Source organism: Undibacterium parvum (genome assembly GCF_003955735.1).
GTDB classification, from domain to species: domain Bacteria; phylum Pseudomonadota; class Gammaproteobacteria; order Burkholderiales; family Burkholderiaceae_D; genus Undibacterium; species Undibacterium parvum.
Map to the genome: position 1 here is coordinate 2,892,591 of NZ_CP034464.1, position 13,332 is coordinate 2,905,922.

Sequence of the window (13,332 nt, forward strand, 5' to 3'; positions counted from 1 at the left end):
CGGAGAGTGAGAATGAAGCTAAAGATTGCCACTTACAATATTCATAAAGGCGTCAGCGCTTTCGGTCGAAAAGCGCGCATCCATGGCCTAAAAGAAGCGATCAGTCTACTCGATGCCGATCTGGTGTTTTTGCAAGAAGTGCAGGGGCAGCATGATTATCACGCCGAAAACCATACGCGTTGGCCTGAGATGGGACAGGATGCCTTTATCGCCGGTGATACCCATGAAGTCGCGTATGGCATGAATGCGGTGTATCAGCATGGCCACCACGGCAATGCCTTGCTGAGTCGCTTTGCGATCAGCTCATCCTACAATCATGATGTTTCCGATCATGCCTATGAGCAGCGTGGTATTTTGCATGTGGTGATACGCTTGGGTAGTCTAGACGTGCATTGTTTTGTGATCCATCTGGGCCTATTCGCCACCAGTCGACGGCGTCAGGTCCAGGCCTTGATTAAAGAGATACAGAGCAATTTACCGGCCGATGCGCCACTGATTATTGCCGGTGATTTCAATGACTGGAGCAAGGGCCTGAGCCAAACCTTGTATCAGGAATTGGGCGTGCGCGAAGCCTTTGATGGCGAGCGTGCTCAGAGCGGCTCTTTACTCAGTCTGAGCGGCATGCGCGGTTTGATGCCGCAGCCGCGTTTTAAGCATGCCCATACCTTTCCGGTTGAAATGCCTTGTCTATGTCTAGATAGAGTGTATCTGCGTGGTTTTGAGGTGGAGCAAGCCAAAGTATTGCGCGGCGCGCCCTGGACTACTTTATCGGATCATTTACCTATCCTGGTGACTCTGGATTTTTCATCTGCAATTGCTGCCGCCATGGCAGCCAAGGCAAGCTCGGCTTAAATGCGCAAACTTAATTTAATCCCCGGAAATGCACTGCGTTTATTGCATTGCGGTAGTGATTATTTTGCCTGTCTACTAGCGGAAATTGCGCAGGCTCACAGCGAAATTTACCTCGAGACTTATATTTTTTCTGATGATGCAGTCGCGTTGCAAGTACGTGACGCCCTGATCGCAGCGGCCACGCGTGGCGTGCAAGTACGCGTCATTATCGACTGGGTAGGCAGTGGCGATACGCGCTCAGAATTGCTGCAGCGGGAGTTTGCTGAGGGCGGTGTGGAATGCCGTAGCTTTAATCCCTGGTTTAAACGCGGTTTGGCGCGCACCCATAGAAAAATTGTGGTGATCGATCAGCGCATCGCCTTACTCGGCGGTATCAATATCATCGACGACTATGTGGCCGATGATGGCTCTGGCCTGATACTGGCATTTCCACGCTGGGATTTTGCGGTCACGGTACAAGGTGCCTTGTTGCCGCATATTCATCTGGAGGTCGAGGCACAATGGTTGCGTTTGGGTAAGCTGGCCTTGACGACGCGGGTTAAACTGATACGCGAGTTGCGCAAACAACTGGTGGTGAAATCCCATCAACCGATGTTGGCAGCCTTGGTGGTGCGGGATAATCTACGCAATCGCAGCACCATACAGCGCGCCTATTTGCAAGCTTTGGGGATGGCAAGAAAGCGTGCAATTCTCGCCAATCCGTATTTTGCGCCTGGGCGTAAGCTGCGCAACGCCCTGATCTCAGCCGCCGCGCGCGGGGTCGATGTTACGCTCATCATAGGCGTCGGGCAGTTTGCCTTGCAGGATGCGATCACCCATTCTTTCTATCCCAAGCTATTGCAGCACGGAGTCAAAATTGTCGAGTACAGAAAGACCCAGTTGCATGCCAAAGTGGCAGTGATAGATGATGAATGGGCCACGGTAGGGTCGAGCAATTTCGATGGACTGAGCTTATTTGTGAATCAGGAAGCCAATGTCGTAATCCGGGATCATGGCTTTGCCCGTGATTTAAGCCTACATCTGGAGCAGGGCATCGCAGACGGGGTGGCAGTGGCTGCGGCGGACTATGCCAATCATCCCTGGTATCGACGTCTCTGGTATGGCACCGCCTACCTGATATATCGCGGCTTGATGCGTATCGCGACCCTGGGTGGGTATACTTAGGGCGCGCAAGTCGCAAACTTTCTGAGCAAATTACTCGAATAAAAACATTGACGTTCCAGAGTTTAAGTTGCGATCGGGAAGCTAATGAAAAAACAAGTCCCTTGCCCTACGCTAGTTTCATAGCGTATGTTGCCATGCATGAGAGTGACCAAATCTCGGGTAATCGATAAGCCCAGTCCGGTACCACTTACTTTGCGAGTGTCGGATGAATCCGCCTGTGCAAATCGTTGAAACATCTTGTCCTGAAAATCTAAGGGAATACCTTGTCCCTGATCGCGGATGCTTATGCATATCTGCTGGTCAATTTGATGCGCGCTGACGCTCACGCAACTATTGGCAGGCGAGAACTTGCAAGCATTAGATAAAATGTTTGCCATGATTTGCTGGAAGCGACCTTCGTCAAGGGAGAGTTTAACCTCAGGAATTATGCCGTCAATAAGGATATTGACCCCGAACTGGCTGGCAAAGGCTTGATTCGATTTGCAGGCATAGTCGAGTAAGTCATCAAGTCTGATAACGCTAAAATTAAATTCCATTTGACCTGCTTCCATTTTCTGGATGTCGAGCAAATCGTTGATCAGGCGTGTCAAAACTTCGGTATTTTTGTAGGCCATCTCCAGCATGTCGGTACCGATTTTTGGTAATGTGCCAGCCACGCCACCTCGCAATAAACCCAAAGAGCCACGCATAGCGGTGAGCGGAGTGCGTAATTCATGGCTAACTGTCGAGATAAATTCGGTTTTGGCTTTCTCCATTTTTTTGCGAACGCTAATATCTCTGAGAATAATGACCTGACGTTGCTGTCCGGAAATCTGAAAACTGGCGATAGAGAGTTCGCATGGGAATTCAATTTCATTTGCGCGTTTAGCGATATGCTCATGCTTAATTTTGGCATCGAGCAGGGCAACCTGACCTATTTCTAGGATCAATGTATCGATCAAATGAGCGTTGATCGCCTGTGCTGGCAATGCGAAGATCTGCTCTGCAGCCCGATTACACGAGATGATCAGTCCTGATGCATCTGTGATGAGGATCGCATCTGGGGCATTATCAAGGATGGCCGCCATATGCTCGGATGAATCTGTCAGTGCCTGCTGATTACGCGAAAGATTTTCCAGTAAAACGGTTTTTTCGTTATTCGCTAGTTCCGCCTCATGCTTTAGACGTTTGGTGAGCAGCAGATCCTCTTCATTTCTGCGCAAAGCACGCACTAGCCAGGTAAATGCCAAGCAAAGAGCAATGATGCTGCCGGCGGCAACCGTTAAGATCAAACGGGTAGTACCGCGCCAGGCCCCAAGATAGATATCTTCTTCTATCGTGTAATTGACGATGAGAGGGTATTTTTTGACGGTGCGCACAGCACCCATGCGTGGCTGGCCTGATGCATTATTGTTCGCCAGTCGTGGACCATCGCTAATCAACACGCCATCACTACGTTTTTGATCGTGAACGATTAGATAGCTGGAGCCGGTAAGATTTTTTTTGCCTAGCAGGTCTTCTGTTGCAGGCCAGCGCGCCAGAATCGTAAAGTCGTCGCGTAGCAGTGTGATGACTGCTTTACCAGCGATACTGACGCGTTGATAAAAATCGGAATAGTAATCGGTAGAAATACCCAATAAAACCATACCTATAAATTGCCCTTGCGTATCGTTGAGGCGGCGGCTAATGTAAAAGGTCCATTTTCCATTGCCTTTGTTACGTACTGGATCGCTCACTAATACGCCTAATTTTGCATCATCGTGATGTGCCTTGAAATAATCACGTTCGGCTAAATTAATTTTTGGCGCTGGCCATTTGCGTGTGAAATTGATGACGTCGCCATTTTGAGCAACCACGGTCGCCACATCTATTTGCGGAGAATTGGCGGCCTTGGCTGCCATGATCTGGAAAAAATCCTCGCTCCCTATCAGCGCTCGCAGCGTTTTATCATCGTTAGGTGCTTTTGCTTTGATGCGTTCGGTGATGTCGTCCAAGGCGAGATAGGCCGTGGTCATTTGCTGTGCTGTATTTTCTGCCAGTATCAGGGCAATGTTGCTAGCCTGTTGACGCCAGTCGTTGATGGCCTTGTCGCGTGATACTTTGATCGATATGCCGGTACCTAAAGCGATAACCAGGCTAAGAAACAGACCAAAAATGATCGCTACATTGCTGATGTTGATGCGTTTCATCCGTTATCCCAATCGAAGCTAATCACAGAGCGAACTGAAAAATTGGCGGTTGGAGCAAGCTATGCCTAGTCTATTCTAGCCGAGTATCGTGCATTTTTTAGCATTTGCAAAGCGAGCTTGATTGCTTAAGGGTTTAAGGATACTAAAGCGGATGACTTAGAAAATATGTCATGTGGTTTTATATACCATGGTTTGCTTCAGATAGGCTTCTTATGCCGCCGAAAATGCTGCGTAAACGTGAATAGAGTGAAATACCTCGCAGAAAATAGTATGATCGTTTTTAAATTGAAGGAGCGTGCTTTTTTATGAGTGAGACTGTACGAATTGATAAGTGGTGTTGGGCCGCAAGATTCTTTAAGACCCGTAGTTTGGCCACACATGCGATCGATCTGGGGCGGGTCTTGCAAAATCAGGAAAGGGTAAAGCCTTCGCATGCGGTCAAACTTGGTGACTTGCTAGAGATACAGCATGCCGATCAAGTCTGGCAAATCGAGGTGCTTAAACTCTTAGAAGTACGCGGTTCGGCCAGCGTTGCGCAAACCATGTATCAGGAAACTGCAGTGAGCATAGAAAAACGTGCACTGGTAGCGCAAAACAAGAAACTCTATCAAGAACCAGGAGCTGTTCTGGCGCGCCGACCTACCAAGCGTGAACGCCGTCAGCTTGATTTTGCCAAGAGTTGACGTTGTTTTTACAGAAGAATCGCCTATGCATAAGTAGATACTCTCCTCTAAAGCATCTTTCTGGTTTGACTTTTAGTGCGCTGTGATTAATAGTACGAGCGTTCGATTAATTTTACTTTTTGCATTGATTAAATGCATTCACGAATCAACTTAATAAGTACAATGTAATATGAATATGACATCGAAATTCATGCGTAAGGGGGAACTCACCCGCGCAGCCATCCTAGACGTTGCCTTGGATGCTGCCAGTCGCGATGGTATCGAAGGTCTGACTATTGGTCTGCTGGCCGATAAGATGAATATGAGTAAGTCTGGCGTGTTCGCACATTTTGGATCGCGTGAGGATTTGCAAATAGAAGTGTTGAAGCTGTACCACCATCACTTTGAGCAGGAAGTGTTTTATCCCAGCATGAAGGAAGAGCGTGGCTTACCGCGTCTACAGGCGATGTTCGCCTTGTGGGTGAAGCGGGTGACGGTAGAGATTGCTTCCGGATGCATTTATATTAGCGGTGCTGCCGAGTACGACGATCGTCAGGGGCCGATAAGGGAAGAGTTAGTCGGCATGGTGCATGCATGGCAAGGCGCTTTGCAACGTGCGGCAAGCCAGGCGATCGCTCTGGGACATTTGAATGCGGATGTCGATCCTGATCAGATTGTGTATGAGATGTATGGATTAATACTGGCGCTGCATCATGATGCGCGTTTTCTGCGCAAGCCGGGTAGTGTTAATCGGGCAGAAATTGGTTTTGAAAGAATGATTGATTGTTATGCACCTGCTAAAAGCTGAAAAATTAAATTTCAGCTTTGATGTGAGCATGTGCAGCATGAGATTTTGAATTGTAAATTGTAATTGTTTAAATTAGCTGTTTTTACTTTGTCTTCAGGAGAAAATTATGGGTCAATACGTCGCTCCCTTGCGTGATATGCAATTCGTTTTGCATGAGCTGTTAGCCGTTGAAGGCGAACTAAAACATTTGCCAAAATACGAAGAAATTGATGCCGATATCATCAATCAAGTGTTGGAAGAAGGCGGTAAATTTACCTCCGAGATTTTGTTCCCGTTGAACCATTCTGGTGATCGCGAAGGCTGCCACCACGACAAAGTCACAAAAGAAGTGACTACGCCAAAAGGCTTTAAAGAAGCCTACCAGCAATATGTTGCTGCCGGTTGGCCAGCACTGTCTTGCGATCCAGAGTTCGGCGGCCAAGGCTTGCCTTTGGTATTGAATAATTCATTCTACGAAATGATGAACTCCGCCAATCAAGCCTGGACTATGTATCCTGGCTTGTCACACGGCGCTTACGAGTGTATCCATGAACACGGTACACAAGAGCAAAAAGATACTTACCTGACCAAACTGATTTCTGGCGAATGGACAGGCACTATGTGCTTGACCGAGCCACATTGCGGTACTGATCTGGGTATGTTGCGCTCTAAGGCGGATCCGCAGGCGGATGGTTCCTACAAAATTTCCGGCGCGAAGATTTTCATCTCCGCTGGTGAACACGATATGGTCAGCAATATTGTCCATCTGGTCTTGGCACGTTTGCCGGGCGCACCAGAAGGCTCTAAAGGAATCTCACTGTTCATCGTTCCTAAATTCTTGCCAAATGCTGATGGCACTGTCGGTGCACGCAATCCGATTTTCTGCGGCGCGATTGAAGAGAAAATGGGCATACACGGCAATTCAACTTGCCAGATGAACATGGACGAAGCCACTGGTTGGTTGATCGGCGGCCCGAACAAGGGTCTGAACGCGATGTTCGTGTTCATGAACGCGGCACGTTTGGGCGTTGGTATGCAAGGTTTGGGCTTGACCGAAATCGCTTACCAAAATGCTTTGGTCTACGCGAAAGACCGTATCCAGATGCGTAGCTTGTCAGGTGTTAAAGCACCGGACAAACAAGCTGATCCAATTATCGTACACGCCGACGTACGCCGTATGTTGTTCACGGCTAAGGCCTACGCAGAAGGCGCGCGCGCATTCTGTTCTTACGTGGCTTTGCAACTCGATAAAGAACTCAATCATCCTGACGAAACAGTGCGTAAAGATTGCGCCGATGAAGTCGCCTTGCTGACACCGATCATCAAAGCCTTCATTACTGATAATGCTTGGGTTGCGACTTCTGAATGTATGCAAGTCTACGGTGGCCACGGTTTCATCTCCGAATGGGGCATGGAGCAATACGTGCGCGACGCTCGTATCAACATGATTTACGAAGGTACTAACACCATCCAGTCTTTGGATTTGTTGGGTCGTAAAATCCTGGGTGACAACGGCGCGAAATTGCGTAAGTTTGGCGCTAAAGTACAAGCCTTTGTGGAAGCCAATGGTACCAACGAAGAGCTGTCCGAGTTCATCACACCTTTGGGTGAATTGGGCGACAAAGTGACTAAGCTGACCATGGAAGTCGGTATGAAAGCTTTCCAGAATGCAGATGAAGTTGGTGCCGCTGCGGTTCCTTACCTGCGCGTGGTTGGTCATCTGGTGTACAGCTATTTCTTCGCACAAATGGCCAAGATCGCTCTGGAGAAAAAAGATTCCGGCGATACTTTCTACACCGCCAAACTGGCAACTACGCGTTTCTACTTTGCGCGTTTGTACCCAGAGACAGCGATGTTGATACGTCAGGCGCGTTCTGGTTCTGCCAACTTGTTGTCCTTAGATGCGGATTTGTTTTAAAGCTTAAACAGCTGGTCAACGAATGACAGGAAACCGATACGCAGAAAATTTTAAAAGAGATGGCGCAGTATGGCTGCGGCTTGCAGGGCGAAAATGCTCCAGAAGCCGCGTCTTTATTGCGCAGTGACTTAAGATTTTTTGTAAATTGCCTGAATTCGTAGAAAAAAGAGTTTGCTTTTCGCCGTTGTTCGAATTTCACATGAGGTTAAAAATGTCCAATTTCATCGTTAAAAAAGTCGCCGTTCTTGGCGCAGGCGTGATGGGCGCGCAAATTGCCGCCCATTGCATCAATGCCAAAGTACCGGTAGTTTTGTTCGACCTGCCAGCTAAAGAAGGTCCTAAGAACGGTATCGTGTTGCGCGCTATCGAAAATCTGAAGAAGCTCAATCCTGCGCCTTTGGGCAACAAGGATGATGCGGCCCTGATCGAAGTAGCCAACTACGAAGACAATCTCGATTTGCTGGCTGGTTGCGATCTGATCATCGAAGCGATTGCCGAGCGTATGGATTGGAAGCATGATCTGTACAAGAAAGTCGCTCCGCATATCGCTCCTAATGCGATCTTTGCATCCAACACTTCGGGCTTGTCGATTACAGCATTGTCCGAAGGTTTTGATGCTGAATTGAAAGGTCGCTATTGCGGCGTGCATTTCTTCAACCCACCACGTTATATGCATTTGGTTGAGTTGATCCCTACCGTGGCAACTCGCCCTGAAATCATCGATCAACTCGAAGGCTTCCTGACCACCACATTGGGCAAGGGCGTTGTGCGCGCTAAAGATACACCTAACTTCATCGCTAACCGCGTCGGTATCTTCGGCATGCTGGCGACGATTTATGAAGCAGAAAAATTTGGCCTGACAGTTGACGTTGTCGATGATCTGACAGGTAAAAAACTCGGTCGTGCTTCTTCCGGTACTTTCCGCACTGCTGACGTGGTCGGTCTGGATACCATGGGTCATGTGATCAAGACCATGCAAGACAATCTGACCGACGATCCTTTCTTCGCCGTCTACAAGACACCTGAAGTGCTGGCTAAATTGGTCGCCGCTGGTGCACTGGGTCAAAAAGCCGGTGCTGGTTTCTACAAAAAAGTAGGTAAAGATATTCAACGTCTGGATTTCGCGACGGCAGAATATGTGACTGGCGGCGCCAAGGCGGATGAAGTTGTGGCTCGCATGCTGAAAGAAAAAGATCCGGTCAAGAAGATGAAGACCTTGCGTGAATCGAGCAATGTACAGGCGCAGTTCCTGTGGGCGATTTTCCGCGATGCTTTCCATTACATCGCCGTGCATGGCGCGACTATTGCAGACAATGCGCGCGACATCGATTTCGCAATGCGTTGGGGCTTTGGCTGGAACGTCGGTCCTTTCGAAACATGGCAAGCTGCTGGTTGGGCAGAAGTCGCGGGTTGGGTCAAAGAAGATATCGATGCAGGTAAGGCGCTGTGCAATGCACCTATGCCAGCCTGGGTATTTGAAGGCCAGGTCGCTGAAAATAAGGGCGTACATACACCACAAGGTTCATGGTCTGCTGCAACCAGTACTTTTGTACCTCGCTCGACTTTGCCTGTGTACGATCGTCAAGCTTTCCGCGCTACCGTCTTTGGTACTGGCGTAGAAACTGGCGCGACTGCTGGCACGACTTTCTTTGAAGATGAATCAGTGCGCATCTGGCACCAGAATGACGACGTCCTGATCTTGTCGCTGAAAACTAAGATGCGCGTGATTGGCCCTGGCGTCATCGACGGTATGGAAAAAGCAGTTGCCGAAGCCGAGAAGAACTTCAAAGGCTTGGTGATCTGGAGTGCCGATGCAGCTGAAGGCGGTGCCTTCTCCGCTGGCGCTGATTTGCAAGCGATGTTGCCTTTGTTTATGTCCGGTGGCGTTAAAGCAATCGAACCAGCAATCGCACGTTTGCAGCAAGCCCATCAAGGCCTGAAATATGCCAACGTACCGGTGGTCGCAGCAGTTGCCGGTCTGGCACTGGGCGGTGGTTGCGAACTGATGATGCACGCAGCTAAACGCGTCGCTTCTATCGAATCGTATATCGGTCTGGTTGAAGTCGGTGTTGGCCTGATCCCTGCCGGTGGTGGTCTGAAAGAGGCAGCAGTACGTGCCGCTAAAGACGCTAAAGGCACTGATTTGTTGCAGTTCCTGAAGAACTACTTCACTAATGCAGCGACTGCAGCGGTATCCAAATCAGCTCTGGAAGCGCAGAAGATGGGTTATTTGTCGGCTGACGACGTGATCGTTTTCAATGCCTACGAGTTGTTGCATGTGGCTAAGGTAGAAGCGCGCGCCATGTTCGACGCTGGCTATCGTGCACCAATGAAGACGCCAGTACCAGTGGCTGGTCGCTACGGTATGGCCACTATCACGGCACAGTTGGTCAACATGCGTGATGGCGGTTTCATCTCTGCGCATGATTACAAATTGGGCGCGATGATTGCTGAAATCGTTTCTGGTGGTGAAATCGAAAACGGCGCGATTGTGAATGAACAATGGTTGCTGGATCTGGAACGCAAAGCATTCATGGAATTGCTGAATCACCCTAAGACGCAAGAGCGGATCATGGGCATGATGCAGACCGGCAAACCAGTACGCAACTAGTTCACAAAATAATTGAGGTAATCAAAATGACTAAACAACTTCAAGACGCCTACATCGTAGCCGCCACCCGCACACCGATCGGTAAATCTGGTCGCGGTATGTTCAAGAACACACGTCCGGATGATTTGCTGGTACGTGTATTGCAATCGGCCTTGGCGCAAGTGCCTAACCTCGATCCTAAACTGATCGAAGATGCCATCGTTGGCTGCTCTTTCCCAGAAGCCGAGCAAGGTAGTAACCTGGCCCGTATGGCCGTGTTGCTGGCTGGTTTGCCAAAAACGGTGGGCGGCATTACCGTCAATCGCTTCTGTGCTTCAGGTATCAGTGCTATCGCGATGGCGGCAGACCGGATTCGTGTCGGTGAATCCGATGTGATGATCGCCGCTGGTGCAGAATCGATGTCCATGGTGCCTATGATGGGTCACCATCCATCCATGAACATGGGTATTTTTAAAGACGAAAATATCGGTATGGCCTACGGTATGGGTCTGACTGCCGAGAAGGTTGCCCAGCAATGGAATATCTCGCGCGAAGCACAAGATGCTTTCGCTTTGCAATCACATCAACGTGCTATCGCCGCGCAAAACGCTGGTTACTTCGATGCTGAAACAACTTCGGTTGAAATCATCGAACGCATCCCGAATCTGGCGACTGGCCAAATCGAATTGAAGACACGCACCGTCAGCCGCGACGAAGGCGCACGTCCAGATACATCGCTGGAAGGCTTGGCAAAATTACGTCCAGTGTTTGCCAACAAAGGCAGTGTGACTGCTGGTAATAGTTCGCAAACTTCGGATGGCGCTGGTGCCGTGATCCTGGTCAGCGAAAAAATCCTGAAGCTGTTCAACCTGACGCCATTGGCGCGTTTCGCTTCCTTCGCGGTGCGTGGCGTACCACCAGAAATCATGGGTATTGGTCCTAAAGAAGCGATCCCTGCGGCTTGCCGCGCGGCTGGTATTACTCAAGATCAGATTGACTGGTTTGAACTCAACGAAGCCTTCGCAGCGCAATCCCTGGCAGTAGTGCAGGATCTGGGTCTGGATCCGGCTAAAGTCAATCCTATGGGCGGCGCGATTGCTCTGGGTCATCCTTTGGGCGCAACTGGTGCGATCCGTTCCGCTACCACTATCCACGCTTTGCATCGTAATAACCTGAAATACGGTATGGTGACTATGTGTGTTGGCACTGGTATGGGCGCTGCAGGTATTTTTGAGCGTATGTAATTTTCTAGTTCAGTCGACGTAATCAATAAAAAAGCCGCATGGAAATTAAACTCCATGCGGCTTTTTTGTAAAGGAGGGTGCGTGGAATTATTTCAGATACAGACTGCCGACGGCACGCTGTTGGCGGCGAGTCGATTTATGCCGCAAACCGCGCTCAAAGCCGTGGTCTTGCTGCCGTCCGCGATGGGCGTGCCGCAAAGTTTCTATACCCCGTTTGCTGAATTTTTAGCAGAAAATGGGATCGCAGTGGTCTGCTTTGATTATCGCGGTATGGGGGCCTCAATACCTGCAAAATTTCGCCATTCCTTACGCGGCTTTGATACCAGTGTGACGCAGTGGGCCGAGCAAGATTACAATGCCGCCTTGCTGGCAACTAAGGCTTGGCAAAGCGAAGTGCCATTGATCGTAGTTGGCCATTCTTTGGGCGGGCAACTGCTGGGCATGCTCCCCGATGCGAACCTGATTGATGCGGTCATTACGATTGCCTCCGGCAGCGGTTACTGGCGCGAAAATGCACCGCAACTAAAGCGCATAGTCTGGTTGATGTGGTATTTTGTGGTGCCATTGGCGACCCGCTTGTGCGGTTATTTCCCAGGTAAACGCTTGCGCATGGTGGGTGACTTACCCAAAGGAGTGATTTATCAGTGGGCGCGCTGGTGTAAGCACCCCGCTTATTTTGTCGATGAGAACGGCGCGGCGATGCAAACTGGACACGCCGCAATTCGGCGACCGATACTCTCTATGAGTTTTACCGATGACGAGTTGATGAGCCTGCGCAACATAGAAAGCATGCACAGTTTTTACAGCAATGCGGTAATTGAGCGCAGGCATATACATCCTAGTGAAGTCGATGCCAAACGCATAGGGCATTTCGGCTTCTTTCGTACGCAATTTCGTAACAGCTTGTGGCTACAGGCTTTACACTGGATGACTAACCCAGCCTTAAAGCGGTCAATTTAAATTGCCACTTTGGGCTAATATTTTTTCCTAATATTATTTCGTCAGAGTCTGGCATTAAACTCTCTCGAATTTTTTAAGCATGATAAACAGCGGAGCAATAAATATGGATATTTTGACGCACACAGAAAATGGCATTTTAACGATCAGTTTTAATCGCCCTGAAAAGAAAAATGCGATTACTTCAGCCATGTATCAAGCCATGGCAGATGCCTTGACTGAGGCTGAAACTGATAGCGCAGTGCGGGCGATTTTGATCACTGGCAAGCCAGAGATTTTTACCGCTGGTAATGATCTTGAAGACTTCATGAAAAACGCTGCCAGCCTGGCGTCAGCAAGTGCCGTGCCGCCGGTGTATCAATTCATGCATGCCTTGAATAATTCTGGCAAGCCAGTGATCGCTGCCGTCAGTGGTGCGGCAGTTGGTATCGGCACCACTTTGTTGATGCATTGCGACCTGATCTATCTGGCCGATAACGCCAAATTATCTATGCCTTTCACGCAACTGGGCCTGTGCCCGGAGTTCGCCTCCAGCATGATCTTCCAGAATATCGTGGGTTACCAGCGTGCCGCTGAAAAGCTGATGTTGGGCGAAGCGTTTAATGCGCAAGAGGCGTACCAGATGGGCTTCGTGAATAAGGTCTTGCCTTTAGAAGAGTTGCTACCGTATGCCTTACAGCAAGCGGCCAAATTGGTGGCCTTGCCAGCGGCATCAGTGCGTATTACCAAACGCCTCATGAAGGGCGCGCAACCTGCCGCAGTGACCAGTAAAATGGCGGAAGAAAATCAACACTTCGCGGCCATGCTCAACGCACCGGAAGCTAAAGAGGCTTTCATTGCTTTCTTTCAAAAACGTAAGCCAGACTTTTCGCAATTTAATTAATTTGAATGTGGCACCCTGCCACTGCGCAATATCCATGCGGGTTTCCAGCCTATCTGGCCCGTAGCCCGCATGGGATATGCGCGCTGGCAGGGGTGTGCTCTAAAATA

Annotated in this window: 10 protein-coding genes; 9 read left to right on the forward strand and 1 reads right to left on the reverse strand. The window is 49.4% G+C overall.

From position 1 onward, the window contains the following. Positions 1–12: 12 nt before the first annotated feature. Together EJN92_RS12665 and clsB are read left to right on the forward strand one after the other, a co-directional pair. Complete coding sequence (locus EJN92_RS12665; RefSeq protein WP_126128157.1) at positions 13–852, forward strand: endonuclease/exonuclease/phosphatase family protein; 840 nt, start codon at positions 13–15, stop codon at positions 850–852. Continuing rightward, on the forward strand, positions 853–2,016 hold the full coding sequence (gene clsB / locus EJN92_RS12670) for a cardiolipin synthase ClsB (protein WP_126128158.1): 1,164 nt from the start codon (positions 853–855) through the stop codon (positions 2,014–2,016). Between the two features lie 62 nt (positions 2,017–2,078). On the opposite strand, the gene EJN92_RS12675 is transcribed toward clsB, so the two are convergent. Then, a complete protein-coding gene (locus tag EJN92_RS12675; protein ID WP_126128159.1) occupies positions 2,079–4,184 on the reverse strand; it encodes an ATP-binding protein in 2,106 nt (701 codons plus the stop codon). 305 nt (positions 4,185–4,489) lie between these two features. On the opposite strand from EJN92_RS12675, the gene EJN92_RS12680 reads away from it, so the two are divergent. The 7 genes from EJN92_RS12680 (at position 4,490) to EJN92_RS12710 (ending at position 13,225) form a co-directional block, all read left to right on the forward strand. Next, positions 4,490–4,867 (forward strand): RNA-binding S4 domain-containing protein, encoded by a 378-nt coding sequence (locus tag EJN92_RS12680; protein WP_126128160.1) that lies wholly within the window; start codon positions 4,490–4,492, stop codon positions 4,865–4,867. A 190-nt stretch (positions 4,868–5,057) separates the two neighbouring features. Further along, positions 5,058–5,654 (forward strand): TetR/AcrR family transcriptional regulator, encoded by a 597-nt coding sequence (locus EJN92_RS12685; protein ID WP_126129909.1) that lies wholly within the window; start codon positions 5,058–5,060, stop codon positions 5,652–5,654. 106 nt (positions 5,655–5,760) lie between these two features. Further along, the gene (locus EJN92_RS12690; protein ID WP_126128161.1) at positions 5,761–7,551 is read left to right on the forward strand and encodes an acyl-CoA dehydrogenase C-terminal domain-containing protein; all 1,791 of its coding nucleotides are present in this window, start codon (positions 5,761–5,763) and stop codon (positions 7,549–7,551) included. A gap of 211 nt (positions 7,552–7,762) precedes the next feature. Further along, entirely contained in the window at positions 7,763–10,162 is a 2,400-nt protein-coding gene (locus EJN92_RS12695) for a 3-hydroxyacyl-CoA dehydrogenase/enoyl-CoA hydratase family protein (RefSeq protein ID WP_126128162.1), read from the forward strand. A gap of 26 nt (positions 10,163–10,188) precedes the next feature. Then, entirely contained in the window at positions 10,189–11,385 is a 1,197-nt protein-coding gene (locus EJN92_RS12700) for an acetyl-CoA C-acyltransferase (protein ID WP_126128163.1), read from the forward strand. Positions 11,386–11,466: 81 nt separating this feature from the next. Then, positions 11,467–12,345 (forward strand): alpha/beta hydrolase family protein, encoded by an 879-nt coding sequence (locus tag EJN92_RS12705; protein WP_227869529.1) that lies wholly within the window; start codon positions 11,467–11,469, stop codon positions 12,343–12,345. A 103-nt stretch (positions 12,346–12,448) separates the two neighbouring features. Beyond that, positions 12,449–13,225, forward strand: coding sequence for an enoyl-CoA hydratase (locus tag EJN92_RS12710; protein WP_126128165.1), 777 nt, complete (start codon positions 12,449–12,451; stop codon positions 13,223–13,225). Positions 13,226–13,332 lie beyond the last annotated feature (107 nt).